Source organism: Dankookia rubra (assembly GCF_004355005.1).
Taxonomy (GTDB): domain Bacteria; phylum Pseudomonadota; class Alphaproteobacteria; order Acetobacterales; family Acetobacteraceae; genus Paracraurococcus; species Paracraurococcus ruber_A.
Map to the genome: position 1 here is coordinate 1 of NZ_SMSJ01000042.1, position 25,895 is coordinate 25,895.

Below are 25,895 nucleotides of genomic sequence, written 5' to 3' on the forward strand. Positions count from 1 at the left end.
CCCTGGCCTTCTTCATCCGCTTCCGCGGCCGCATCGCCTTCTGGGTCTGAGGCCCTCACCCATGCCCCATATCCTCGCCAACCAACTCACCATCGAATTTCCACTGTATCATTTCGATTCCCGCTCGCTGAAGAAGCAGGTGCTGGCCAGGACGCCGCTGCGGCTGCGCGAGGACGATTCGAACCGCGTCGTGGTTTCGGCCCTGCGGGACCTCAGCTTCCGGATCGGCCGGGGCGAGCGGGTGGCGCTCGTCGGCGGCAACGGCGCCGGCAAGACCACGCTGCTGCGGACCCTCGCCGGCGTCTACCAGCCGGTCGGCGGGCGGCTGTCGATGGCGGGGCTGATCGGCTCCCTCATCGACCCCTCGGCCGGCATGGACCCGTCCTCCACCGGGCGGGAGAACATCGTCCTGCGCGGTCTGTTCCGCGGCCTGTCGCAGGCCGAGAGCGAGACCATGGCCGACGAGGTCGCCGCCTTCTCCGGCCTCAACGAGTTCATCGACGCGCCGGTGCGGACCTATTCGGCGGGGATGCAGGTGCGGCTGTCCTTTGCCATGGCGACCACCATGGAGCCGCAGATCCTGCTGATGGACGAGTGGTTCCTGGCCGGCGACGCCGCCTTCATGGCCAAGGCGCGGGCCAGGCTGACCCGGCTGGTCACCGATGCCGAGATCCTGGTGCTGGCGACGCACGACATGACGATCGTCCGCGAATGGTGCACCCGCGCCATCCGCCTGGAGGCCGGGCGGATCGTCGCCGACGGGCCGGTTGCCGAGGTGCTTGAGGCGGCTTGATCGCCGCCCGGCGGGAACGCGGGGCCGCGGGATGCTTTGACACAACGCCCCCCGCGGCGGGGAGCGGCCCGCGCATTTCGCCTCTTCGGTGAAGAAGCCGGCAATGCTTCGCGCAAAGATTTGGGCCGCCCGCATCCCCCAATCACGGACATCCGGCGTGACCTTCCGACCCAGCCTGTTCCGCAGCTTCTTCCTCGGCGGCTTCGAATGCTCGACCCATGTCCGCAAGGACGGCCGCCGGCTCGACCTGATCGCCGCCACCCATCACGACCTGCTGGCCGAGGAGGATTACCGCCAGCTCGCCGAGCACGGCATCCGGGCGGTGCGCGACGGGGTACGCTGGCACCTGGTGCAGCAGGCCGGCCCCGGCCGCTACGACTGGTCCCCGGTGCTGCCGCTGCTGCGGGCGGCACAGCGCACCGGCACCCAGGTGGTCTGGGACCTTTGCCATTATGGCTGGCCGGACTGGCTGGACTTCTTCTCGGCCGACTTCCCCGCCCGCTTCGCCGACTACGCCGTTGCCTTCGCCGAGCTCTGCCGCGCCGAGACCGGCGAGGCGCCGACGCTTTGCCCGCTGAACGAGATCTCCTTCCTCGCCTGGGCCGGCGGCGAGACCGGCCACTTCAACCCCTGCACCCATGGCCGCGGGCCGGAGGTGAAGCGCCAGGCCGTCGCCGCGACGCTGGCCGCGGTGAAGGCGATGCGCGCCGCGGTACCGGGCACCCGGGCCTTCGCGGTGGAGCCGCTGATCAACACCGTCGGCCGCCCCGGTGTCGCGGCCGACATCGAGCCCGCCGAGCGCCGCAATGCCGGGATGTGGGAGGCCTGGGACATGCTGCTCGGCCGCCAGGCGCCGGAACTCGGCGGCTCCGAGGACATCCTCGACGCCATCGGGGTGAACTTCTACTGGAACAACCAGTGGTGGCTGCACGAGGGCCGCGACGCCGCGCCGCTCTCGGTCTTCGACGAGCGCTGGGTGCCGCTGCGCGACCTGCTGGCCCGCGTCCATTCCCGCTACGGCCGCCCGATCTTCGTCGCCGAGAGCAGCATCGAGGGCGACCGCCGCGCGCTCTGGCTGCGCTACGTCGCCGACGAGGTGATGGGCGCGATCCGCGCGGGCACGCCGGTCGAGGGCATCTGCCTTTATCCCGTGCTGAGCCATCCCGGCTGGGACAACGACCGCTACTGCCCGAACGGGCTGCTGGAGATGGACCCGAAGCATGGCCGGCGGCCGGTGCACGCGCCGCTGGCGCAGGAGCTGCGGCGGCAGCAGGCGGTCTTCGCCGGGCTGTTCGCCGAGGGCGCCGAAGCGGCGGCCTGAAAAGGCCGGGGGAGAAGGTACTCTCCCCCAGGCCCCCCTCATCCATTTCTCCGGGTCGGCACCTTCCGCGCGGCAGATGCCCGACCTACGGAAAGGAAGGGAGGGGTTCGGGGAGGGAATATCTGCTTCCCTCCCGGACCTTGCCCACGGCTGGACAGCACCCCGCCCAAAGGCGGTAATCCCCCGCATCATGGGGGAACGCCGATGCGCCTGACGCTGTGCAACGAGGTCCTGCGCGGCCTGCTCTTCTCGCAGCAATGCGCGCTGGCCGCGGGGCTCGGCTATGCCGGGCTGGAAGTCGCCCCCTTCACCCTGGATGCCGAGGCGCCGCATCTGCTGGGCGCGACCTGGCGGCAGCGCCTGCGCGCTGCGGCGGCCGAGGAGGGCATCGCCATCACCGGCCTGCACTGGCTGCTGGTGGCGCCCGCCGGCCTGTCGATCACCAGCGCCGACCCGGCGGTGCGGACGCGCACCCTCGACGTGATGCAGCGGCTGATCGGCCTCTGCGCCGATCTCGGCGGCAGCTACCTGGTGCACGGCTCGCCGCAGCAGCGCCGGGTCGAGACGCCGGACGACGCGCAGCGGGCCGAGGCGGCGCTGGCCCGGGCCGGCGACTGGGCGGCCGAAGCCGGCGTGACCTATTGCCTCGAGCCGCTCTCGCCGCGCGAGACCAACTGGGCGACGACGGTCGCCGAAGCCGTGGCGATCGTCGATCGGATCGGCAATCCCGCGCTCCGCACCATGCTGGACACCTGCGCCGCCGGCCAGGGCGAGGCCGAGCCGGTGGCCGCCGTCCTCGACCGCTTCCTGCCGACCGGCGCGCTGCACCACGTCCACCTGAACGACCGCAACCGCCGCGCCCCGGGCCAGGGCGAGGACCGCTTCGCGCCGATCCTCGCGGCGCTGGCACGCCACCGCTACGCCGGCTGGTGCGGCGTCGAGCCCTTCGACTACGTCCCGGACGGGCCGGGCAGCGCCGCCTTCGCCGCCGGCTACCTGCAGGGCCTGCTGCGCGAGGTGGCGGCATGAGCGCGCCGCGCTTCGCCGTCACCGCGGTCGAGCGGCGCGAATGGCCCTTCACCCTCCGCCTGCCCTTCCGCTTCGGCGTCATCACCGTGACCCAGGGGCGGCAGGCGGTGCTGCGCGCGCGCATCCGCGACGAGGCGGGGCGCGAGGCCTGGGGCGTCGCGGCCGAAAGCCTGGCGGCCAAGTGGTTCGACAAGGACCCAGGCCTGTCCGACGCCGAGAACGAGGACCAGTTGCGCCGCTCCCTCGAATTGGCGGGCGAGGCCGCCCTGGCGGCCGGGATGAACACCGCCTTCGGCCACTTCGCCGACGGCTATGCCGCGCACGTCGCCGCCTGCGGGCGGGAGGCGCTGAACCCGCTGGTGGCGAGCTACGGCCGCGCGCTGGTCGACCGCGCCGCGCTCGACGCGCTGCTGAAGCTGCGGGGCGTCTCCTTCTTCGCGGGCATGCGGGCCAATATCGGCGGCATGGCGCCGCACGCGGTGGCGCCCGACCTCGCGGGCTTCGGCTTCGCCGCGATGCTGGATGGCCTGTCGCCGGCGCGCCGCATCCATGCGCGGCACACGGTCGGACTGGTCGACCCCATCACCGCCGCCGACCAGGCGGAGCGCGTCGGCGACGGCCTGCCGGAGACGCTGGAGGAGGTGGCCCGGGTCTACGGCCACCGCTACTGGAAGCTGAAGGTCGCCGGCGACGTCGCGGCCGACATCGACCGGCTCTGCCGCATCGCCGCGGTGCTCGACCGGCAGCAGGGCTACCACGCCTCGCTCGACGGCAACGAGCAATATGCCGATGCCGAGGGCGCCGCCGCGCTCTGGGCGGCGATGCAGGCGGAGCCGCGGCTCGCGCAGCTCTGCGCTTCCATCCTCTACATCGAGCAGCCGGTGAAGCGCGCCCGCGCGCTCGAGACCGGCATGGCGGCGCTGGCCGCGGCGCGCCCGGTCATCATCGACGAGAGCGACGGCGCCCTCGATGCCTTCGTGCAGGCCAGGGCGCTCGGCTATGCCGGCGTGTCGAGCAAGTCCTGCAAGGGCGTCTGGCGATCGCTGATCAACCTGGCGCGCTGCCGCGCCTGGAACGCGGCGGGCGGCCGCTACTTCCTCTCGGGCGAGGACCTGACCACGCTGGCCGGCGTCTGCGTGCAGCAGGACCTGGCGCTGGTCGCGCTACTCGGCCTCTCCCACGTCGAGCGCAACGGCCACCACTTCATCGACGGCTTCGCCGGCCGGCCGAAATCCGAGGCGGTGCGCTTCCTGGAGGCGCACCCGGACCTCTACGCCGACACGCCGCGCGGGCCGCGGTTGCGGATCGCCGGCGGCGTGCTGGAGCTCGGCTCCCTCGCGGTGCCGGGCCTCGGCGCGGCGGCGGAGCCCGACTTTGCGGCGATGGTGGCGATGCCGCCCGCCCGCTGGCCCGCCGCAGGCCGCGGCGCGGCGTGAGCGCCGGGCGGATCCCGCACGATCCGCCCGGCCGCCGCGTTCAGCGCTGGGTCCGCTGCTTCCCGAAGGTCATGCCCTTCGGCAGTTGCTGGCGCAGGATCTCGGCCGCGCGTGCCATGCCGGCCTCGGCCTGCTTCCGCATGTCGCCGCCGAGACGCTCCGTCAGCACCGAGATCGCGGTCAGCGTCTGCACGTCGCGCGCGAGTTCCGGCCTGATGCCGCCGATCAGCGGCGGGTCCGGGTCCGGGCCGCGCCAGCGGATGGGCTCGACCAGCACGTAGAACGGGATGCAGAGCTCGGTGCCGTCTGCAAGGGTGAGGCAGGGTCCATCGGGCATCGTCGTCTCCTCGGGCAGGCCGGCACGGGCTGCACCGGCGGAGACAGGCTGCGTCCCGCCGCGCCGACGCGATGTGACGCGGGGCACCGCGGCCCGCCCGGTCACGCGAAGGTCAGTCGCCGCCCGACCGGCCTTGTTCTGTCCGTGCCGGGCCAGGATCGGTCCAGGCCAGGTCGAGCCGGCGCTTCACGTCCCGCATGTTTCCGCTCGGGACGAACGCGGGCTAGAGCAGGTCGATGATCAGCCGCGAGGTCTGCTCGCGGATGCGCTCGCCGAGCCCGCGCCGCTCCCATGCCTCGAGCGTCACCGGCTTCGCCCGCTCCCAGTCGCGCCCCAGCAGCGCCTCCAGCCGCGCGGCGGTACCGGCGCCGAGCACGATCGCATCCACCTCGTTGTTCCAGGCGACGCTGCGGCGGTCGAAATTCGACGACCCGACGGCCGACCAGACGCCGTCCACCGTCACCAGCTTGGCGTGCAGCACGGCGCCCTGCACCTCGCGGATCTCGATCCCCGCTTCCAGCATGTCGTCATAGGCGGCGCGCTGCGCCGCCAGCGCATCGGCGGAATCGCTGATGCTCGGCAGCAGCAGCCGCACCTGCACGCCGCGGCGCGCGGCGGCGCGCAGCGCCCGGCGCTGCTGCAGCGTCGGGACGAAATAGCCGGTCGTGAGCCAGAGCCGCTGCCGCGCCGCGGCGATCGCGGCCATCAGCGTGACATAGAAGCGCGGCCGCTTCTCCCCCGGCACGCTGCCGAGGACGCGGACGCGCGCCGGGCCGCGCGCATCGAGCTTCGGGAACCAGTCGCGCGGCGGCAGCGGCGGTCCGCGCTGCTTCTCCCAGGTCTCGAGGAAGAGCTTCTGCAGCCCGGCCACTGCCGGCCCCTCCAGCCGCAGCGCGACGTCGCGCCAGCAGGCATCCGCCGGATCCCGCTCGGCGGCCGAGGCGACCTCGCAGGGATTCTCGTAGACCCGGTCGAGGTTGACGCCGCCGGTCATGCCGATGCGGCCGTCCACGACCATGATCTTGCGGTGGTCGCGGTCGTTCGGCGCCCATCCGGTGCGCGCTTCCAGCGGGTCGAGCGGGTTGAAGGCGAGCGTCCGGGCGCCGGCCGCCCGCAACCGCTCGAAGGCCGCGGCCGGCGTCGGGGAGGAGCCGAAGGCGTCGTGGATCAGCGTGACGGCGACGCCGTCCCGCAGCTTCGCTTCCAGCAGTTCGAACAGGCTCTGCCCCGCGGTGCCGGGCACGCTGACATCCTCGAGGATGAAGTATTCCAGGTGGATGTGGTCGCGCGCCGCGCGCAGGTCGCGGAACAGCGAGGCGAAGGCGGCGCCGCCGCCGTCCAGCACGTCGACCTTGTTGCCGTCGTAGAGCGGCGCGCCGTCGAGCGCCTCGGTCAGCAGCGCCAGGCGCTCCATCGGGTCGGCGGGACCGTCCGGCAGCACGGGGATGCTGGCGCAGGCGGCCAGCGCGGGCAGGCCGGCCGCCAATGCCAGAACGTTCCGTCGGCTCGTTGCGGTTCGATTCATGGCAGCGGCAACGCCGGCGCGGCGCGGCCGGTGGCTTCCGTTTCGGGTCAGGTCCGCGCGAGCGGCCCGGGCCGGCCGCGTCGCTCCCGCCAGCGCCCCATCGGCGCCGCACCGGGCGGACCGGCCCCCGCGCCGAGGGGGGCCGCTGGCGTCTCAGTAGTACATGTAGTCGCGGTTGGTGATGTGGTGGGTGTCGCCGTGCTTCATCTGGACCAGGATGCTGCCCTGGAAGCCGTCGGCATCGGTGACGCCATAGAGCTGCAGGGCCGGGTTGCCGCCGACGTTCTTCACGAAGCTCAGCGCGACCGCACCGTTGAAGCCGACCAGATGGATCATGTCGTTCTCGACCGGGCCGTAGCCGCCCGCGCCGGCGAAGTCGACGATGTGGTCCGGGTAGTCGGCCGAGACCAGGTCGCCGCGGGCGAAGATGAAGGTGTCGTTGCCGGCGCCGCCCTTCACGCGGTCCGCGCCGGCGCCGCCGCGGATCACGTCGTTGCCGGCGCCGGCGTCGATCGAATCGTTGCCTTCGCCGCCGTTGACCGTGTCGTTGCCGTTGCTGCCGGTCACCTTGTCGTTGCCGGCACCGGTGTGGATCTGGACCGGCGTGGCGCTGGCATGGACGTCGATGATGTCGTTACCGGAGCCGTAATAGAACGTCATGGGTCTGCTCTCTCAAGGGTATGATCATTTTTGAGGCATGCGGTCGTGCCCTGCCGCCGCAAATTTTATGTTTTTTGAAACGAAAACACCATACGAAATTTGCAATGAATAGCGATAGAAGATTGTATTCGTTAGACATTTCTGCGGACTAGCCGGAGGTTCGTATACGCCTGTCCCGGCTATGCGCCTGACCGGACAGGGCCGCGGCACGGCGATAGTCGTGACGCCGCAAACGGTTACCTCAGGGAAGCCGGCAGGGGCATATGTTCTGGCAGAAGACCGAAATGTGACCGCCGGGGGATGGAACCCGGGGTTGCCGTTCGCGTCGCGCCCCGATCCGCCATATCAAAAAATCGCGACAACAATCACGATGGCACCACGTGACGCCCGGCACGCCAGGCGCGGCGATCGTGTCAGGCCAGGCGGGGCATCCCGTCGGACGGCGCGCCGGCGCCTCCCGGCGCGAGTTCCTCCGGCGTCGCGGCAAGGCATCGCGCCCGCAGCGCGGCCGAAAGGCCGGGGGAGGCCGTCAGCACGCAGAAGGGGACGGCCGCCAGCAGCCCGCCGGCCCATGGCAGGGCCCAGGCCGCGGCGCCGGGCGCCGTCGCCAGCAACAGGCCGAACACCACGACCCCGAAGGCCGTATGCGGCCAGAGCAGCCGGGCCGCGTCGCCCCAGCCGACGCCGCGATCCGACCGGTTCTGCGGCGCCCAGCCCGCACCCCGCCCGCCGAAGGGCAGCGCCAGCAGGAAGAGCGCCTTGTTGCAGGTGCTGACGGGGTCGAGCAGCGTGGTGAAGCCGAGTTCCGCCGCCGCGCCGCGCAGGAAGGCGCCGCGCCCGCCATAGCTCGCGGCGAGCCGGGGCTTCGCCAGCACCTCGGCATAGCCGACGAGCTTCGGCGCATGCAGCATGCCCCAGGTCGCCAGCAGCAGCGCCAGCAGCCAGCCATCCGGCGTCGCCGCGCCGCCGCCGGCCGCGGCGTTGAGCGCGGCGAAGGCCAGCACCCCGCACCAGAGCGGCGCGCCGACGAAGAGCAGGATCGCCTGCGCCAGCTGCCAGCGGCCCATCCAGGTCTGCCCCGGCAGCCACAGCAGGTCCCAGTACTGCATGTTGCCGGCGGCCCAGCGCAGGTCGCGCGCCATGAATTCCGGCAGGGCCGGCGGGTTGCCCTCCATGCTGCCCGCCTCGACGGGCAGGCAGCAGACCTTCCAGCCCGCGGCATGCAGCCGCACCGCCTCCACCTGGTCGTGCGACAGGATGGGGCGGCCGCCGGGCAGCGGCTCCAGCCGGCAATGGCGGCGGAAGGGCTCGGCGCGGATGACGGCGTTGTGGCCCCAGTATGGCCCCTCCGGCCCCTGCCACCAGGCCTGGCCGGTGGCCCAGGCGCGCATGCCCGCCCGCATGCCGAACTGGAAGAGCCGCGGGAAGGCCGCCGTCGCCGGGCGGCCGACGATCAGCTGCTGCAGGATCGCCATGCGCGGGTCGGCCTCCATGCAGGCGACGAGGCGCAGCACCGCCGGCGCCGTCATCTCGCTGTCGGCGTCGAGGCAGAGCATCAGCTCGGCCTGGCCGGCATGGCGGTCGAGGAAGTCCATCACGTTGCCGGCCTTGAAGCCGATGTTCTCGACCCGGCGGCGGTAGCGCACGGCGATGCCGCCCTCGACCCTCCCCTGGCGGAAGGCCGAGATCGCGCGTTCCTCCGCCGCCGCGGCCAGCGGGTCGGCGGTGTCGGAGAGGAACCAGAGCGTGAAGCGGCCGGCCGCCCCCGCCGCCTCCAGCCCATCCAGCAGCCGGGCCAGCGGCGGCAGCACCGCGCCCATCTCCTCCGCGCGGATGCAGACGGCGATGGCGGTGTGCAGCGAGGGCGCCCCGGGGCGGGCCCGGCGCAGCGCCGGCAGGACGGCCGCGGGCGGGTCCGGCGCCGCCAGCAGGATCGCCCCGCCGACCAGCGCATTGGCGGCGCAGAGCGCGGTCCAGGGCGCGGTGCCGGCGAAGCAGGCCAGCAGCAGGACCTCCCACGGGGTCCAGCCGCCGGGCGCCAGCACCCGCACCGCCAGCCAGAGCAGCAGGGCGGTGAGCGAAAGGCCGAGCAGGGCGAAGGTCAGGCGCCGCGGCGCGAGGGGCAGGTCGGTCACGCCCCGATCCTAGCCGCGGCGCGTGGCGAAATTGCGCAGCGGGGCGGATCGGCCCGAAGGCGCCCCCCCTTGGCGCCGCGTCGCCAGCGGTGCTGCGCGCGTGCCGATCCCGTGCCAGGATGCGGCAAAACACGGGAGGATCACCATGCATCGCCGCGCCCTTCTGGCCGCCGGCCTGGCCGCGCCCGCCCTCGCCCGGGCCCAGGCGGCCTGGCCGAACGACCGGCCGGTCGAGATCATCGTCCCCTACCCGCCCGGCGGCGGCGTCGACATCCTGGCCCGGCTGGTCATGCCGGCGGTGGCCGAGCGCATCCCGGGCATGCGGACCGTCGTCACCAACCGCGCCGGCGCCGCCGGGCAGATCGGGCTCGAGGTCATCTTCAACGCCGCGCCGGACGGCTACACGCTGGGCGCCACCACCATGCCGGCGCATAGCGGCATCCCGCTGGAGCGGCCGGCGCGCTACCGGCCGCTCGACTTCACCTTCCTCGCCAATATCGTCGAGGACCCGAACTGCATCTACGTCCGCACCGACAGCCCGATCCGGACGCTGGCGGACCTCATCGCCCAGGCGAAGGCGAAGCCGGGCAGCCTCGACTACGGCACCACCGGCATCGGCAGCGACGACCACATCCTGATGCTGGAATTCGAGGCCGCGGCGAAGCTGCCGCCGCTGACCCACGTGCCCTTCGCCGGGTCGGCGCCGCTGATCCCGCAGCTGCTGGGCGGGCATATCGCCGCGGGCGTCGGCAACACCACGGAGCTGGTCACCCTGTCGCGCGAGGGCAAGCTGCGCGGCCTGGCGATCGCCGCGACGGCGCGGGCGGCCGACCTGCCGGAGCTGCCGACCTTCCGCGAGCAGGGCTACGACGTCGTGGCCTCGGCCCAGCGCGGCATCATCGCCCCGCCCGGCCTGCCGCCGGCCATCGCCGCGCGGCTGGAATCCGCCTTCCGCGAGGCGCTGGCCGACCCCGCCTTCAAGGCGGAGATGGCGCGGCAGTTCATGCCGATGCGGCCGCTGGTCGGCGCCGAGTACAGGGCCGAGGCGGCGCGGGTGGACGCGCAGCTGCAGGCGTTGTGGAAGGTCAGGCCCTGGCGCGGGTGACGATCGCGGGCTGGCGCGGGCATCGCGCAGCGGCCGGGCGGCGGTGCAGGGGCGGGATTCCCAGCAGGGTCCGCCGCGGCCCCGCAAGCCGCGTGCCGCCTTGCCCCTGCTGCCGGCGCATGGCCTGATGCGGACAAGACGAAGGGGGAAGCAGGGCGATGCCGGAAGCGGACTACGTCATCATCGGCGGCGGCTCGGCCGGCTGCGTGCTGGCGGCAAGGCTGTCGGAGGATCCGTCGGTCAACGTCGCGGTGCTCGAGGCCGGGCCCTGGGACACCAATCCCTGGATCCACATCCCGATGGGCTTCGCCCGGCTCTACGTGACCCGCAAGTTCGACTGGAACTACCAGACCGAGAGCGAGCCGGAGCTGCACGGCCGCAGCGTCTACTGGCCGCGCGGCCGGGTGGTCGGCGGCTCGGGCAGCGTCAACGGGCTGGTCTTCCTGCGCGGCAGCCCGCGCGACTACGACCGCTGGGCGCAGTCCGGCGCGCGCGGCTGGTCCTATGACGACTGCCTGCCGGCCTTCCGCAAGCTCGAAACCTTCCACGGCGCCGACAGCGAGTTCCGCGGCAAGGAGGGGCCGATGCAGATCGCGGAAGTCCCGGCGCCGACCATCGGCTGCCAGGCCTTCGTCGCGGCCTGCGAGAGCCTCGGCTTCGCCCGCAACCGCGACAACAACGGCGAATGGTTCGAGGGCGTCGCGCCGAACCAGCTCAACGTCCACAAGGGCCGGCGCTGGAGCCCCGCGGTCGGCTACCTGCGGCCGGCGATGAAGCGGCCGAACCTGCGGGTCGAGACCGAGCGGCTCGGCCTGCGGCTGACCTTCGAGGGCCGCCGCTGCACCGGCGTCGTCGTCCGCAAGTCCGACGGCACGGAGGAGACCTGGACCGCGCGGCGCGAGGTGCTGCTCTCGGCCGGCGCGATCGAAAGCCCGAAGCTGCTGATGCTGTCGGGCATCGGCGACGGCTCGGCGCTGCAGGGCATGGGGATCGAGAGCCGGGTGCATGCGCCGGAGGTCGGCAAGAACCTGCAGGACCACTTCATGGTCCGCTTCGCCTTCCGGACGAAGCCGGCGGACACGCTGAACGAGAGCATGGCGAACCCGCTGAAGACCGCGAAGATGGGGCTCGACTGGGCGCTCCGGCGGCGCGGGCACATGACGATCGGCGCCTCGGAGGCGAGCCTCTTCGCCCGCGTGCTGCCGGGGTCCGAGGAAGCCGAGGTGCAGTACCAGTTCGTCAACTTCAGCCTCGACACGCAGAACCAGGGGATCTCGGCGAGCAAGCTGGCGAAGCACCCGGGCTTCACCTTCAACTTCTGCCAGTGCCGGCCGGACAGCCGCGGCGAGCTGGCGCTGCGCAGCCCCGATGTCGCGGACAAGCCGCGCATCCAGGCCAACTACCTGACCGCGCCGGCCGACGTGCGGGTGATGCTGGAAGCGGCGAAGCTGGCGCGCAGGATCGCGGTGACCAAGCCCTTCGCCGACCTGGTGGTCGAGGAGCTGTCGCCCGGCCCGGCGACGCAGACGGACGACGACTTCCTCGACTACCTCCGCACCTCCGGCACCACGGTCTACCACCCCTGCGGCACCAACCGCATGGGCGCCGACGACCGCGCGGTGGTGGACACGGAATTGCGGGTGCGCGGCGTGGAGGGGCTGCGGGTGGTCGATGCCTCGGTCTTCCCGCTGGTGCCGTCGTCGAACATCCACCCGGCGGTGCTGATGACGGCGGAACGCGCGGCCGAGATGATCAAGGCCGGCGCCCGCGCCGGGGCGAAGGCGGCGGCCTGAGGGGCGGCCGGTGGCGGCGCGGCCGGCTGGTCCCGCCGCCGCGATGCGCCCACCGGCGGAACGACCCGCTGCGGGGGCCTGGACGGCGGGCGCCCGGCCCGCGACCATGCGCCCGCCAACCAGGGAGAGCGCCGGCATGACGGCCACCAAGGACGAGATCTTCGCAGGGCTTCGCAGGATCGACACGCCCACCGTCACCAACGTCGTGGCGACCTATCCGAAGAACCCGCTCTGCCTCGGGCTGTACAATCCCTGGACGGAGAACTGGTACACCGACACCTCGATCCGCTGCATCTACCCGGAGATGGGCCCGGTCGTCGGCCACGCCGTCACCTGCGTCTACGGCCTGCCGGACCCCAACTACAGCGGCCGGCTCAGCTTCATGGACGTGATCGACGCGCTCGACGCCATGCCGAAGCCGACCATCCTGGTCATCCAGCAGAAATGGCCGAACGAGCTGATGGCGAAGGCCGGGCTGGCCGGCGAGATCATGGTGACGTCCATGATGTCGGTCGGCTGCATCGGCATGCTCTCGAACGGGCCGTCACGCGACGTCGACGAGATCCGCAAGCTCGGCTTCCAGTTGCTGCTGGGCGGCGTCACCGCCGGGCATGGCGAGATGGCGGTGCAGGCGGTGAACGTGCCGGTCTCGGTCGGCGGGATGGATGTCGCGCCGGGCGAGCTGATCCACATGGACGAGAACGGCGCGGTCAAATTCCCCGCCGACCGCGCCGCGGAGGTGCTGGAGAATGCCGACCGGATGCTGGCCGGCGAGGCCGAGCACCTGGCGCGGCTGCGCGCTGCCAGGACGGCCGCCGAGGTGCGGGCGGCCGGCGGCGCCTATTCGGCCAAGCCGAAGGCCTGATACCAGCCGCGGGAAGGTTCCACCTTCCTGCGCCCCGGGCGCCGCGCCTGCGCCCGGCCGGGCTTCGCCGCAGCGGCGGCGGGCGCATCCAGGCCCTGCGCGCCGCAGGGCGGGGCGCCCTGCGCCGGGCATCCTGCGGAGGCACGAGGGCCCGGCCTGCCGGCCTACCCCTCGCGCGGCAGCAGCCGCGCCATGGCCAGGCAGCCCAGCGCCGGGCCGATCGCCAGCGTGGCGAAGGCCGGGCCCCAGCCCCACCGCTCCGCCAGCAGCGGCAGCAGGTGGATCGCCGGCAGGGTCAGCGCGAAACCGAGGCTGGTCTGCACCGTCAGCATGGTCCCGGCGAGGCCGGGCGGCGCGGCCTCGGCGACGCTCGCCGAGAACTGCGCGGAATCCGCCACCACCGTCGCGCCCCAGACCAGGCAGAGCAGCACCGTCACCCAGGGCGCCGCGCCGAAGGCCGGGCCCGCCAGCAGGCAGCAGGCGCCGCTGATCGCCATGGCCCAGATGGTCAGCCGCGCGCGCCCGATCCGGTCGGCGAGCCGCCCGCCGGCGACGCAGCCCACCGCCCCCGCCGCCATCACCGCGAAGGTCGCCAGCGCCGCCTGGCCCGGCGCCCCCGCCCGCCCCGCGGCGGCGAAGCTCGCCGCGAGGTAAGCGCCGATCCAGGCCCACATGGCGTAGAGCTCCCACATGTGCCCGAGGTAGCCGAGCGTCGCCAGCCGGGTGCCGCGCGTCCGGAACAGCAGCAGCGCCAGGCCCGGCCGGAAGGGCGGCGCCGGCGCATGCGCGGGGCCGAGCCGCGTGCCGAGGATCAGCCCCGCCGCCAGCAGCGCCGCGGCCGAGGCGGCGCCCACCGTGACCCGCCAGCCGACGCCGCCGAAGGCGTTGACCAGGTGCGGGGAGGCCGAGCCGAGCGTCAGCCCGCCGACCAGCATCCCCACCACCAGCCCGGCATCCGCCCGCGTCGCCCAGCCCGTCGCCAGCTTCATCCCGACGGGGTAGATGCAGGCCAGCGCCAGCCCGGTGACGACCCGCAGCGCGATGACGCCGGGACTGCCCACCGGCAGCGCCAGGACCGCCGCATTGGCCGCGGCGCCGAGCAGCGAGGCCGCGGCGATGAGCCGCCGCGGGTCGAGCCGGTCGGGCAGCGCGAGGGCCGCGCTCGCCAGCGTCCCCAGCACGAAGCCGAGCTGCACGCCCCCGGTCAGCCAGGCGAGGAAGCCGGGCGGCAGCGGCGCCTCGCGCGCCATGGCGGGGCCGGCGGCGGTGCCGGAGAACCACAGCGCCAGGGCCAGCACCTGCGCCAGCACGACGAGGGCAAGGTTGGCGCGCTTGCCCGGTCCTGTCGTCAAAGGTCCATCCTCATCAGGAAAGGCCGGGGAGAAGGTATTCTCCCCGGGCCCCTCAGCTATTCTTGGGAGTCCGGCAGCCGCCGCGCGGCAACACCGGACTCCCAAAAGGGCAGGGAGGGGTTCGGGGAGGGAATACCCGTTTTCCTCCCCGGCCTTCCTTCAATCCACCGTCGCCCCTGAAGCCGCCACCACCGGCGCCCAGCGCGCCACCTCCGCCCGCATGAAGGCGTTGTAGCCCGCCGTGTCCAGCGGCCAGGGCTCGGCGCCGATCTCGGCGAGGCGCGCGACGATGCCGGGATCGGCCACCGCGTCCAGCAGCACGGCGGCCAGCTTCGCCACCACCGGCGCCGGCGTCGCGGCCGGCGCGGCGAAGCCGTACCAGGATGCCACGTCGAAGCCCGCGACCCCCTGCTCCGCCAAGCTCGGCAGCTCCGGCATCATCGCCGCGCGCTTCGAGGTGCTGACGCCGATCGCCCGCAGCGCGCCGGACTGCACATGCGGGCGGGAGGTCGGCGCATTGTCGATGTTGAACAGCACCTCCCCGTTCAGCACCGCGAGCATGGAGGGCGCGGTGCCGCGATAGGGCACGTGCGTCACCTCCACGCCCATGATCTGGCCGAACAGGATGCCGGAAAGGTGCGAGGAGGTGCCGGACCCCGCCGAGCTGAAATTCGCCCGGTCCGGATGGGCGCGGATATGCGCGACGAGGTCGGCGACGCTGCGGATCGGCAGCTCGCTGCGGACGATCAGCACGTTCGGCATGGCGCAGACCCGGCAGACGCCGGGCATGTCGCGCAGCGGGTCGAAGCCGCCGCGGTTGCGGTAGAGCGAGGGCCCGATCCCGTGCGACGCGATGTGGTTCACGGTGAAGCTGTGCGCGTCGTTGGCGCGCATCGCCGTCTCGGCCGCGATCAGCCCGCCGCCGCCCGGCCGCGGATCGACATAGAGCGGCTGGCCGAGCCTCTCCCGCAGCCGGCTCTCGAAGATCCGGACCAGGATGTCGGAGACGCCGCCGACCTGGGCGCTGACGATGAAGCGCAGCGGCCGGTCGGGCCAGGATGGCTGGGCGCGCGCCAGCCCCGCCAGCAGGGGCAGCGCCAGCAGCGCCCGGCGGCTAGTCAACCGAGGCGCCCGAGGCGCGCACGATGGGCGCCCATTTCGCCGCCTCGGCCCGCATGTAGGCATCGTATTCGGCCGGGCCGAGCGGCTTCGGCTCGGCGCCGAAGTCGCGGTAGCGCTGCGCCAGGCCGGGATCGCCCAGCGCTTCGACCAGCTCCTTCCCCATGCGCTCGATGATCGGCCGCGGCGTCGCGGCAGGCGCCACGATGCCGTACCAGGACGCCACGTCGAAATCCTTGACGCCCTGCTCCTCGAGGCTCGGCAGCTCCGGCATGGTGGAGGCGCGCTCGGCGGTGGAGACGGCGAGCGCCCGCAGCATCCCGGCCAGCACCTGCTGGCGCGAGGCCGGCGCGTTGTCGATCGCGAAGAGCACCTCCCCGTTCAGCACCGCGGCCATGCTGGGCGCGGTGCCGCGATAGGGCACGTGCGTCGTCTCGACGCCGACGCGCAGGCCGAAGAGCACGCCCGAGAGGTGCGAGGAGGTGCCGGTGCCGGCCGAGGAGAAGACCGCCTTCTCCGGATTGGCGCGGCAGAAGGCAACGAGCTCCTGCACCGTGCGGTGCGGGCTGTCGCCCTTGACGATCAGCACGTTGGGCATCGAGGCGAGGCGCGCGACGCCCGGCAGGTCCTTCAGCGGGTCGAAGGCCAGCCGCTTGTAGAGGCTCGGGCCGATGCCGTGCGAGGCGATGTGGTTGATGTAGAAATTGTAGCCGTCGCCCGGGGCGCGCGCGACCACCTCGGCGCCGACCATGCCGCCCGCGCCCGGCCGCGGGTCCAGCACCAGGGGCTGGCCCAGCTTCTCCCGCAGCCGGTTCTCCAGGATGCGGACCAGGATGTCGGAGACGCCGCCGGCCGAGCCGCCGATGACGAAGCGCATCGGCCGCTCCGGCCAGGGCGCCTGGGCATGGGCGACGGCGGGGGCTGCGAGCATGGCGGCGCCCAGCACCGCGCGCCTTGGAACCTGCATGGTGTCTCCTTCCCGGGGCGGCCTCTGCGGGCCGGCAGCCCGGATGCTAGCACCGCCGGCGTCCGGGGCCAGCGTTGACGCGAGCCAGGGCGGGGCGGAAGCTCCGCGGCAACGGAGTAGGGGAAAGATCCATGCGACAGATGCACCTGGTCGGCTTCCTGCAGGCGCAGAACTGCACCACGCTGGCTTCCTCCTGGCGCCACCCGGACAGCCGCACCGACTTCCTCTCGGCCGGCTACTTCCAGGAGATCGCCCGCATCCTGGAAGCCGGGAAGTTCGACCTCGGCTTCTTCGACGACCGGCTGTCGATGCCCGACCGCTTCGGCTCCGACCACCACCACACGATCGAGCACGGCATCCGCTGCGTGAAGCTCGACCCGATCGTCACGCTGACCATGATGGGCGCGGTGACCTCGCGGCTCGGCCTCGGCTCGACGGCGTCCACCACCTATTTCGAGCCCTTCCACGTCGCCCGCGTCTTCCAGACGCTGGATCTGATGAGCGAGGGCCGCGCCGCCTGGAACGTGGTGACCTCGCTGAACGACGGCGAGGCGGCGAACATGGGCCATGCCGAGATGATGGCGCATGACGCGCGCTACGACCGCGCCGACGAGTTCGTCGAGGTCGTGCTCGGCCACTGGGACGCCTGGGAGGACGACGCGCTGATCGTCGACAAGGCCACGGGCCGCTTCGGCGACGGGCAGAAGGTGCACCGGCTCGACTACAAGGGGCGCTTCCTCCACTCCCGCGGCCCCTTCACCGTGCCGCGCAGCCGCCAGGGCCGCCCGGTGATGATCCAGGCCGGCAGCAGCGGCCGCGGCAAGCGCTTCTCGGCGCGCTGGGCCGAGCTGGTCTTCGTCGCCTATCACGACGTCGCCTCGGGCAAGCTCGAATACGAGGAGTTCAAGGCCATGGTCGCGGCGGAAGGCCGCGACCCCGATGCGGTGAAGGTGGCGACGCTCGCCTACCCGATCTGCGCCGCGACGCAGGCGGAGGCGGAGGACAAGGCGGCGCTGATCGCCAGCCTGCCGCTCGAGATCGACGCGCTGTCGCTGCTGTCGGAGGCGCTGAACTTCGACTTCGCCAGCAAGGGCATGGACGAGCCCTTCACCGATGCCGAGATGGCCGGCATCCAGGGCCTGCAGGCGATCCGCGACCGGGTGGTGAAGAACACCGGCAAGAAGAACCCGACGGTGCGCGACTTCATGGTCGGCAGCGGCCGCGGCAAGCCGCCGATGAACATGGTCGGCGGGCCGAAGCAGGTGGCCGACAAGCTGGAGGAATGGTTCACGGGCGGCGCCTGCGACGGCTTCGTCATCGGCGCCTGCGTCGTCCCCGGCAGCTATGCCGACTTCGTCCAGCACGTGGTGCCGGAGCTGCAGCGGCGCGGGCTGTTCCGCAAGGACTATGCGGGGCGGACGCTGCGCGACCACCTTGGCCTGGCACGCGCCACGCGCGGGGACTGGCAGCCGCGCCTGGCCGCGGAGTAGGGCCGCCCCGGTACGGTCCTCAGGGTCGCCGCAGGCGGCCTCCTTCCGCCTGCCCGCCATTCCCGCCGTCGCGCGGATCGAAGGGCGGGGTCCGGGACGGGGGTGGCTTTGCCTTCCCGACCTGGAGCGGCTTCCGTTCGCCTTGGCCCACGGCAACCGCCCTTGCCGCTTGTTCTTGCGGGCATCTTTGCCCGATCAGGCGAGTCCGCCAGATCGGGACCCGCCCTAGCCCGGCGTCGCCAGGTCCCGCGCCAGGTCCGGCAGCCCGCCGATCGACAGCAGGTGGGCATGGATCGGCTCCAGCCAGCCCTTGTCGCGCAGCTCGAGGAACTGCTCGGCCGGCAGGGCGGCCAGCGCGGGGCGGTCCACGGCGAAGAAGCCGTCCACCCGCAGCGGCTTGCCATGGTGCGGGAACTGCACCACCGCCGGCTTCAGCAGGCCAAGCTGGTGCAGCCGCTCGGTGATGCCGCGGGTCCGCAGCATGCCTTCCTCCACCGACCGGGTGAAGGCCAGCACCCGGTCGAGCAGCGGGGTCGCCTTGCCCGCCGCGTCGAACAGCGGCTCGCCCTCGGTCCGGCTCACCTGCGGGGCGCCGGGATCGATGCAGAGCACGAGCTGGTCCGAGCCCGGGGCGGTGCGGACCAGGAAGAAGGGCACCCGGCGCAGGTAGGCCGGGACATAGGCGCCGGGCCTCCAGGCGCCCTGCTCGTTCACGTAGAGGTTGCTGCCGGGCGCCAGGCCGGTGAGCGCCACCGGCAGGTGCGGCGCCTGGGCGCCGAAGACGATCGGCAGGGTGCGCGCCGCGATGGCGAATTCCTCGGCCACCAGGGGGATGGCGCTGGCCTGGGCGGCGAAGCCGAAGCCGGCATCGCGGACGCGGAGCCCGGCATGCCGTTCCGGCGTCAGCGGATCGAGCGCGCCGTAGAGCGGCGGCAGGGCCGGGGCGGCGGCAGCCACCGCGGCGCCGTTGGCGAGGGGAGGTGTCTCGGGCATGTGATCTGGTTCCTTCCCGGCGGCCCTACGAGCCGACGGCCGGGCGTGCAAGGCAGCGTCTCAGCGGAATACCAGCCGGGCGACCTGGACCACCAGCGATACCGCCAGTAGCAGGAGGATGATGCGTTGCAGCCTGGCGGGCGAAGGCATGGGTGCTGCCCCGGACTGGGATGGCCGTGCGGTCCCGCGCGCCGGCCTGCGGCCGCGGTGCCGGGCGGCAGGCTATCCCGGATTGCGGCCGTGCCAGAACGCCAATCCGCCGCCCTCCGCGGTTTTCCGCGCGGATCGTCGCGCCCGGCCGTGCAGGCCCCGCCGGGATCCGTCCCCGCAGGCGGAGGCGACCGCCGGGGCCGGCCTCAGCCGCGCCGCGGCCGGGTCTGCCGGGCGATGATGGCGCGCAGCAGGGTCTTGATCGCCAGGGCCTCGGCCTCCGGGTGGCGGGCCATCACCTCGGCCTCGTGCTGCTTGGCGGCCTGGACCAGGTCGGCCGCCGTCACCTCTCCGCGCGTGGTCAGCGCCACCCGGACCACCCGGCGGTCCTTGGCGTCCTGGGTGCGCTTGACGAAGCCGTCGCGCACCATGCGGTCCAGCAGCTTGGTCATGGTCGGCTGCTGCAGCAGGCAGGTCTCGGCCAGGCCGGTCACCGTTTCCCCGCTGCTGCCGACCAGGCTGGCCAGCACCCGCCAGACCGGGACGCTGATGCCGCGGCGGCGGAGTTGGTCGTGGAACTCGGCGGAGATGAGGTGGGAGGCGCGAGCCAGCAGGTAGAGCAGGTAGTCGTCGACAAACCGGCTGCCGGGCGGATTCGCGGGAGGCTGGGACATAACGATAGCGATCCGATGACGTTGCGCTTTGCGGTATGATAGGCCCATTCCGACTCAAATGCTGTCAAAATAGTACGTTCAGGCGATGAATGCATTTTCATGCTAATCGGCCCGCCGTCAGGGTCGTCGAGGAGGCTCACCGCATGCTCACCGACCGCATCGAGGCACCCTGGATCGAGGCTTTCGAGACCGTCCTGCGGCTCTGCCGGGCGGAAGCGGGCCTGCCCGTCTGTCTCCTGGCGGAGAGCCAGTCCCGGGCGGTGAACATCGATCTCGCGGAATTGGCCGCGCTGCGGCTGGGCTGCCGGCCCTTCCGCCTGGTGCTGCCGACCCCGCCGCAGACCGCGCCGGTGCCGGTCCGCTCGACCGGCGCCTCGCGCGCCCTGCAGGCGCATCCGGCCGCGCTCGCCGCGCTGAAAGCCTCTCCGCTCATCCTCGATCTCACCCTCGAAGGCCTTTTGCACGCCCCGGAACTCGGCGGGATCCTGCGCGCCGGCAGCCGGGTCCTCATGGTCTCGAACGAGCACCCGGAAGCCCTCGCCCGGCTGGTGCCGCGACCGGAGGACGAAGCCCCGGTCCGCGCCGCGGTGAAGCTTGCCCGGGGAACGAAACGCATGACGGTCGTCTCAGCCGCCGGAACCGATCTCACGATTGCGCTGGAGGATGCGGTCACCGCGGGGGTCTGGGGCTGGACCGACCGGCCGGGCACCGTGGCGCACTGGCCGGGCGGCGTCGTCGTCTCCTTCCCCCGGGCCGGCAGCGTGCAGGGCACCCTGGTGCTGGATGCCGGGGACGCGAACCTGACTTTTAAACGCTACCTGGAACGATCCGTCCACCTGGAGTTGCGGGACGATCATATCGTTTCGATATCGGGAGACGGGACCGATGCCGAATTGATGCGGCGCTACCTTGCCGCCTGGGGCGACCGCGCCGCCTATGCGGTCTCCCATGTCGGCTGGGGGCTGAACCCCCGGGCGCGCTACGAGGCGCTGGCGATGTACGACCGCCGCGACACCAACGGCACCGAACTGCGCGCCTTCGCCGGCAATTTCCTGTTCTCGACCGGCGCCAACGAATTCGCCGGGCGCTTCACCGAGGGGCATTTCGACATCCCCGTCCGCAACTGCACCATCGCGCTGGACGGCAGGCCGGTGGTGGTCGAAGGGAGGCTCGTGCCATGACCACCATCGTGCTGCTGCACGGCATCGGCGGCGCCAGCTGGGCGCCGGTGCTGCCCGCGCTCGCCCCCGCCCGGGTGCTGGACTGGCCGCTGCCCGGCTTCGCCGGCACGCCGATGCCGGCCGAGACCAGCTTCGCCGGCTGGGCCGGCCTGCTGCGCGACCGGCTGGACGCCGAGGGCATCCCCCGCATCGACCTGATCGGCCATTCGATCGGCGGCATGCTGGCGCTCGACTTCGCGCTGCGCTTCCCCGAACGCGTCCGCGGCCTGGTGCTCTATGCCACCACCCCGGCCTTCGGCGGCCGCGACCCCGCCTTCGCCGAGGCCTTCCTGGCCGAGCGGCTGGCGCCGCTCGAGGCCGGGCAGGACATGGCCGCGCTGGCCGAGTCCAGCATCCGGCCGATGCTCCGCCCCGGCACGCCGGCGCCACTGGTCCACCTCGCGGTGGATGCCATGGCCGCGGCCCCGGAGGCGGCCTATCGCGCCGCCGTCCGCTGCCTGACCACCTTCAACCGGCGCGACGACCTCGGCCGGCTCGCCGCGCCCACCCTGCTGGTCGCCGGCGAGACCGACCCGCTGGCGCCGCCGAAGACCATGGAGCGGATGAGGGACGCCATCCGCAATGCCCGGCTCGCGGTGCTGCCGGGCTGCGGGCATCTCGCGCATCTGGAGGACCCGGCCGGCTTCAACGCCGCGGTGCGCGGCTTCCTGCAAGCCCTGCGGGAGGGCTGAGGGTGGACGCCCCGATCTTCGACCCCGCCGCCTTCCGCCTGACCGCGCAGGAGGCGGCGCTGACCGCCGATGCCCGCGAATTCGGCCAGGCCGTGCTGGCCCCGCGCGCCGCCCGCTGGGACCGGGAGGCGAGCTTCCCGACCGACAACTACCGCGACATGCACGCCAACGGGCTGCTCGGCATCTGCATCCCGGACGCCGAGGGCGGGCGCGGCGCCGGCTTCCGCACCTATTGCCTGACCGCCGCCGAGATGGGCCGCTATTGCGGCGCGACCGCGCTGACCTGGAACATGCATGTCTGCTCCACGCTCTGGACCGGCGCGCTGACCGAGGACCTCGACCTGCCGGCCGATATCCGCGCCGAGCATCGCCGCCGCCGCCGGCTGCACTACGACCGCATCCTGCGCGACGGCGCGATCTACGCGCAGCCCTTCAGCGAGGGCGGCGCGGCGGCGGCCGGCGGGGTCGCCTTCGGCACCACGGCGAAGCGCGTCCCCGGCGGCTACCTGATCAGCGGCAGGAAGATCTTCGCAAGCCTGTCCGGCCATGCCGACTTCTACGGCGTGCTCTGCACCGAGTTGCGCGACGGCGAGGCGAAGCCCTCCCGCCGCGACACGCTCTACCTCGCCATCCCGCGCGACGCGGAGGGCGTCGCCGTCGAGGGCGGCTGGGACCCGCTCGGGATGCGCGGCACGGTCTCCCGCAACCTCGTCTTCCGCGACGTCTTCGTCGGCGAAGACGCGGCGCTGATGCCGCCCGGCCTTTATTTCCAGGCGGCGACGCGCTGGCCGCACATGTTCATGACCCTCTCGCCCGCCTACATGGGCATCGCCCAGGCCGCCTACGACTTCACCGTGAAATACCTCCGCGGCGAATGGCCCGGCACGCCGCCGGTGAAGCGCCGGATGTACCCGACCAAGCAGGTCGCCGTCGCCGAGATGCGGGTCATGCTGGAGCAGACCAAGGCGCTCTGGTTCCAGGCGGTGACGGAGGCCGGGCCCGATCCCTCGAAGGACCAGCTGCTGCGCGCCTGGGCGGCGCAGCACACGGTGATGGAGAATGCCGCGGCGCTGGCGGCCAAGGCCGTCCGCACCTGCGGCGGCCAGGCCATGCTGAAGTCCCTGCCGCTCGAGCGACTCTACCGCGATGCCCGCTGCGGCTCGCTCATGCTGCCCTGGACCGCGGAGCTCTGCATCGACCGCATCGGCCGCGCGGCGCTCTACGAGGCGGGGGAGACGGATGAGTAGGGGAAGGGAAGGCCGGGGGAGAAGGTATTCTCCCCCGGGCCCCCTCACCTGTTTCTCTGGGTCGGTACCCTCCGCGCCGCGGCACCCGGCCCACAGAAAGGAAGGGTGGGGCTTGGGGAAGGAACACTTCTCCCTCCCCAACCCTGCCTCCCCGCCGGACGCCGTTGCCCTCAGCGGCCCGGCCGGCCGCCTGACCTACGCCGCGCTGCACGGCCGCGTCGCCGCCGCCGCCGCCGCGCTCGCCGCGCAGGGCCTCGGCCGCGGCGACCGCCTCGCCTTCCTCGGCCAGAACCACCCGGCGCAGCTCGTGCTGCTCTTCGCCTGCGCCCGGCTCGGCGCCATCCTCGTCCCGCTGAACTGGCGCCTGGCCGCGCCCGAGCTGCGCTTCATCCTGGACGACAGCGGCGCCCGCCTGCTGGCCGCGACGCGGGAGATGGCCGCCGCCGCCGGCGCCGCCGCGCCCCCCGGCTGCGCCCTGCTGGACGCCGAGGCCGATTGGCCCGCCGCCGCCCCGCCCGCCGCCGGCGCGCCGGACGACCCCCTGCTGCTGGTCTATACCTCCGGCACCACCGGCCAGCCGAAGGGCGCGGTGCTCGACCAGCGCGCCCTCCTGGCCAATGCGGCGAATGCCCGGCACGCCTTCGCGCTGACCGCCGCCGACCGGGTGCTGACCCTGCTGCCGATGTTCCATGTCGGCGGCCTCAACATCCAGACCACCCCGGCGCTGCTGGCCGGGGCCGAGGTCGTGCTGCTGCCGCGCTTCGACCCCGAGGCCACCTTCGCCGCCATCGCAGCGCACCGCCCGAGCCTCACCCTGCTGGTGCCGGCGGTGATGCAGGCCCTCGTCGCCCATCCCGGCTGGGCCGCGGCCGACCTTTCCTCGCTGCGGGCCGTCGGCGCCGGCTCCTCCGAAGTGCCGCTGCCGCTGATCGAGGCCTTCCACGCGCGGGGGATCCCGGTCCAGCAGGTCTATGGCGCGACCGAGACCGGCCCCATCGCCATCGTCCAGACGCGGGAGGCGGCGCTAGCCGCGCCCGGCAGCCTCGGCGCGCCGGCGCTGCACGGGGAGGCGCGGGTGGTCGACCCGCGCGGGCGCGAGGCGCCGCCTGGCACCCCGGGCGAGATCCAGCTGCGCGGCCCGCATGTCGCGCGCGGCTACTGGAATGCTCCGGCCGCGACCGCGGCGAACTTCCGCGACGGCTGGTTCCGCTCGGGCGACGTCGGCCTCCGCGACGCCGCGGGCCGCTTCTGGTTCACCGACCGGCTGAAGCACCTGATCATCTCGGGCGGCGAGAACATCTACCCCGCCGAGGTGGAGCGCATCCTCCGCACCGCCCCCGGCGTGCTGGAGGGCGCGGTCTGCGGCCGGCCCGACCCGCGCTGGGGGGAGGTGCCGGTGGCCGTCGTGGTTCCCGGGCCGGGCTTCGAGCGGGAGGCCGTGCTGCGGCACTTCGAGGGGCGGATCGCCCGCTTCAAGCAGCCGCGCGCGGTGGTCGCGGTGCCGGCGCTGCCGCGGACGGCGCTGGGAAAGGTGCGGGTGGAGGCGCTGCGGGAGATCGCGGCGAGAGGATAGGGCCAAGGGGGCCTTGCCCCCCTGCCCCCCACCGAAGGCCGAAAGGCCTCTGGACACCTCGGGTTGAGGGTGCGGCCACGATCCATCAGACTTCGGCCATGCCGGACCTGACCCAGTTCGCCCCCTACCTCGCCGCGGCGCTGCTGCTCGCCGTCACGCCGGGGCCGGGGCTCGTCTACGTCGCCGCGCGGACGCTCGCCGGCGGCCGGGCGGAGGGCATCGCCTCCAGCCTCGGCACCGGCCTCGGCGGGCTGGTGCATGTCCTCGCCGGCAGCCTCGGCGTCGCCGCCATCGTGCTGGCCAGCGCCGACCTCTTCGCCGCGCTGAAGCTGGCCGGGGCCGCCTACCTGGTCTGGCTGGGCTGGCGGACCTTCCGGGCCGCCGGCGCGCCGGCGCCGGCCAGCCCCGCCGCCCCGCCGGCCGGGCCGGGCCGGGCCTTCCGCGAAGGCGTGCTGGTCGAGGCGCTGAACCCGAAGACCGCGGCCTTCTTCCTCGCCTTCGTTCCGCAATTCCTCGACCCCGCGGCCGGCCGCGTCGCGCTGCAATTCGCGCTGCTCGGCGCCGTCTCGGTGGCGCTGAACACCCTGGCCGACATCGCGGTGGCCTTCGCGGCGAGCCGCCTGCGGGAGGGCGCCGCGGCGCGCCCCGGCCTGGTCCGCCGGCTGCGCCAGGCCTCGGGCGGCGCGATGGTCGCGCTCGGCATCGGCCTTGCCCTGGCGCGGCGCCCGGCGGGCTGACGGCCGGGCGACCCGGGGGGATTTGCCTTGCCCCCGGGCCGTCCCCGGCTTTATAGGAATATGGTCAGACCGCGTCCTGCGCCCTGACCGCGGCGCCCGCCGCCACGGCGGCCGCCGCGGCCTTCCGCCGGCGCGCCGCGACCAGGTCCATCGCCGCCACCAGCACCTCCGCGGTGATGCCCTCGGGCCGCAGCGTGCGTTCGGCCGTTTCCACCGATTCCATCAGGATCGGCGTCAGCACCAGCGATGCGCGTTCCAGCCGCGCCTCCATCTGCCGCGGCCGGCCGAGCCGGGCGCGCAGCGACTTGGGGATCGTCACCTGCCATTGCGGGGATACCCGGATGATCATGCCTCGCTCCGCCGGCCGGGATGGCCGAGGCGCGATTTAAGTTTTTATTCCTACAAAAAGTCAAGCCATTTCACCTCACCTTGGCCTTTGGCTTGGCTTTCCGCCTGCCGGCCGAGGCGGCACCTTCAAGAATCTTGAGGCGGATTGAGCGGAATTGTGGGTTCAACCCGCTCAAATCCAAAGCGAACCCGCGGACATGGATGATCGGCCCTGGGGAGAGCACCGCGTGGCCCGGTCGTGCCCGTCCGCCCGGGAAGGAAGCGGGCGCTCGCCGGCGGTCGTCCCGGGTGGAAACGCGCAGGACGTGGAGCCCCGGCTCGACGAAGCCCGGAG

At 73.1% G+C, this 25,895-nt stretch carries 23 protein-coding genes; 13 read left to right on the top strand and 10 right to left on the bottom strand.

Annotation, left to right across the window (positions count from 1 at the left end):
- Positions 1-61 precede the first annotated feature (61 nt).
- From E2C06_RS23035 to E2C06_RS23050, 4 genes are all read left to right on the top strand, one after another.
- Positions 62-793, top strand: a complete 732-nt coding sequence (locus E2C06_RS23035) for an ABC transporter ATP-binding protein (RefSeq protein WP_133290952.1) — start codon at positions 62-64, stop codon at positions 791-793.
- A gap of 157 nt (positions 794-950) precedes the next feature.
- Positions 951-2,114: a glycoside hydrolase family 1 protein gene (locus E2C06_RS23040; RefSeq protein WP_133290953.1), complete on the top strand. Its 1,164-nt coding sequence runs from the start codon at positions 951-953 to the stop codon at positions 2,112-2,114.
- Positions 2,115-2,318: 204 nt separating this feature from the next.
- The gene (locus E2C06_RS23045) at positions 2,319-3,143 is read left to right on the top strand and encodes a sugar phosphate isomerase/epimerase family protein (RefSeq protein ID WP_133290954.1); all 825 of its coding nucleotides are present in this window, start codon (positions 2,319-2,321) and stop codon (positions 3,141-3,143) included.
- Positions 3,140-4,579: an enolase-like domain-containing protein gene (locus E2C06_RS23050; RefSeq protein ID WP_133290955.1), complete on the top strand. Its 1,440-nt coding sequence runs from the start codon at positions 3,140-3,142 to the stop codon at positions 4,577-4,579. The genes E2C06_RS23045 and E2C06_RS23050 overlap by 4 nt, the downstream gene beginning before the upstream one ends.
- Positions 4,580-4,619: 40 nt before the next feature.
- On the opposite strand, the gene E2C06_RS23055 is transcribed toward E2C06_RS23050, so the two are convergent.
- From E2C06_RS23055 to mdoH, 4 genes are all read right to left on the bottom strand, one after another.
- Entirely contained in the window at positions 4,620-4,916 is a 297-nt protein-coding gene (locus E2C06_RS23055) for a hypothetical protein (protein WP_133290956.1), read from the bottom strand.
- A 223-nt stretch (positions 4,917-5,139) separates the two neighbouring features.
- Entirely contained in the window at positions 5,140-6,402 is a 1,263-nt protein-coding gene (locus E2C06_RS40370) for a phospholipase D-like domain-containing protein (RefSeq protein WP_165982597.1), read from the bottom strand.
- 192 nt (positions 6,403-6,594) lie between these two features.
- A complete protein-coding gene (locus E2C06_RS23065; protein WP_133290958.1) occupies positions 6,595-7,101 on the bottom strand; it encodes a calcium-binding protein in 507 nt (168 codons plus the stop codon).
- A gap of 413 nt (positions 7,102-7,514) precedes the next feature.
- Positions 7,515-9,236 carry a glucans biosynthesis glucosyltransferase MdoH gene (gene mdoH, locus E2C06_RS23070; RefSeq protein ID WP_133290959.1) on the bottom strand — a complete coding sequence of 574 codons (1,722 nt, stop codon included), beginning with the start codon at positions 9,234-9,236 and terminating at the stop codon, positions 7,515-7,517.
- 145 nt (positions 9,237-9,381) lie between these two features.
- Between mdoH and E2C06_RS23075 the strand changes: the two genes are divergently transcribed.
- From E2C06_RS23075 to E2C06_RS23085, 3 genes are all read left to right on the top strand, one after another.
- Positions 9,382-10,341, top strand: coding sequence for a tripartite tricarboxylate transporter substrate binding protein (locus tag E2C06_RS23075; protein ID WP_133290960.1), 960 nt, complete (start codon positions 9,382-9,384; stop codon positions 10,339-10,341).
- A gap of 158 nt (positions 10,342-10,499) precedes the next feature.
- Positions 10,500-12,134: a GMC family oxidoreductase gene (locus E2C06_RS23080; protein ID WP_133290961.1), complete on the top strand. Its 1,635-nt coding sequence runs from the start codon at positions 10,500-10,502 to the stop codon at positions 12,132-12,134.
- Positions 12,135-12,270: 136 nt separating this feature from the next.
- Complete coding sequence (locus E2C06_RS23085; RefSeq protein WP_165982598.1) at positions 12,271-12,999, top strand: RraA family protein; 729 nt, start codon at positions 12,271-12,273, stop codon at positions 12,997-12,999.
- Between the two features lie 164 nt (positions 13,000-13,163).
- Here E2C06_RS23085 and E2C06_RS23090 read toward each other — a convergent pair whose 3' ends face one another.
- From E2C06_RS23090 to E2C06_RS23100, 3 genes are all read right to left on the bottom strand, one after another.
- The gene (locus E2C06_RS23090) at positions 13,164-14,351 is read right to left on the bottom strand and encodes an MFS transporter (RefSeq protein WP_133290963.1); all 1,188 of its coding nucleotides are present in this window, start codon (positions 14,349-14,351) and stop codon (positions 13,164-13,166) included.
- Positions 14,352-14,510: 159 nt separating this feature from the next.
- Positions 14,511-15,473, bottom strand: coding sequence for a Bug family tripartite tricarboxylate transporter substrate binding protein (locus E2C06_RS23095; RefSeq protein ID WP_165982599.1), 963 nt, complete (start codon positions 15,471-15,473; stop codon positions 14,511-14,513).
- Positions 15,466-16,437, bottom strand: coding sequence for a Bug family tripartite tricarboxylate transporter substrate binding protein (locus tag E2C06_RS23100; RefSeq protein ID WP_133290965.1), 972 nt, complete (start codon positions 16,435-16,437; stop codon positions 15,466-15,468). The genes E2C06_RS23095 and E2C06_RS23100 overlap by 8 nt, the downstream gene beginning before the upstream one ends.
- A gap of 131 nt (positions 16,438-16,568) precedes the next feature.
- Here E2C06_RS23100 and E2C06_RS23105 point away from each other — a divergent pair, with 131 nt between their 5' ends.
- Positions 16,569-17,927 carry an LLM class flavin-dependent oxidoreductase gene (locus E2C06_RS23105; RefSeq protein ID WP_206664659.1) on the top strand — a complete coding sequence of 453 codons (1,359 nt, stop codon included), beginning with the start codon at positions 16,569-16,571 and terminating at the stop codon, positions 17,925-17,927.
- 225 nt (positions 17,928-18,152) lie between these two features.
- Here E2C06_RS23105 and E2C06_RS23110 read toward each other — a convergent pair whose 3' ends face one another.
- Both E2C06_RS23110 and E2C06_RS23115 read right to left on the bottom strand, forming a co-directional pair.
- Positions 18,153-18,920, bottom strand: a complete 768-nt coding sequence (locus E2C06_RS23110; RefSeq protein WP_133290966.1) for a SapC family protein — start codon at positions 18,918-18,920, stop codon at positions 18,153-18,155.
- Between the two features lie 356 nt (positions 18,921-19,276).
- The gene (locus E2C06_RS23115) at positions 19,277-19,744 is read right to left on the bottom strand and encodes a MarR family winged helix-turn-helix transcriptional regulator (protein WP_165982600.1); all 468 of its coding nucleotides are present in this window, start codon (positions 19,742-19,744) and stop codon (positions 19,277-19,279) included.
- Positions 19,745-19,887: 143 nt separating this feature from the next.
- Between E2C06_RS23115 and E2C06_RS23120 the strand changes: the two genes are divergently transcribed.
- From E2C06_RS23120 to E2C06_RS23140, 5 genes are all read left to right on the top strand, one after another.
- Complete coding sequence (locus E2C06_RS23120) at positions 19,888-20,925, top strand: peptidase M29 (protein WP_133290968.1); 1,038 nt, start codon at positions 19,888-19,890, stop codon at positions 20,923-20,925.
- Positions 20,922-21,656 (top strand): alpha/beta fold hydrolase, encoded by a 735-nt coding sequence (locus E2C06_RS23125; RefSeq protein WP_133290969.1) that lies wholly within the window; start codon positions 20,922-20,924, stop codon positions 21,654-21,656. Before E2C06_RS23120 ends, E2C06_RS23125 begins: the two co-directional genes overlap by 4 nt.
- 2 nt (positions 21,657-21,658) lie before the next feature.
- Positions 21,659-22,903 carry an acyl-CoA dehydrogenase family protein gene (locus E2C06_RS23130; protein WP_206664660.1) on the top strand — a complete coding sequence of 415 codons (1,245 nt, stop codon included), beginning with the start codon at positions 21,659-21,661 and terminating at the stop codon, positions 22,901-22,903.
- Between the two features lie 112 nt (positions 22,904-23,015).
- Positions 23,016-24,476, top strand: coding sequence for a class I adenylate-forming enzyme family protein (locus E2C06_RS23135; RefSeq protein WP_165982601.1), 1,461 nt, complete (start codon positions 23,016-23,018; stop codon positions 24,474-24,476).
- 98 nt (positions 24,477-24,574) lie between these two features.
- The gene (locus E2C06_RS23140; RefSeq protein ID WP_133290971.1) at positions 24,575-25,213 is read left to right on the top strand and encodes a LysE family translocator; all 639 of its coding nucleotides are present in this window, start codon (positions 24,575-24,577) and stop codon (positions 25,211-25,213) included.
- A 64-nt stretch (positions 25,214-25,277) separates the two neighbouring features.
- Here the strand turns inward: E2C06_RS23140 and E2C06_RS23145 are convergent, their stop codons facing one another.
- A complete protein-coding gene (locus tag E2C06_RS23145; protein WP_133290972.1) occupies positions 25,278-25,562 on the bottom strand; it encodes a hypothetical protein in 285 nt (94 codons plus the stop codon).
- Positions 25,563-25,895 lie beyond the last annotated feature (333 nt).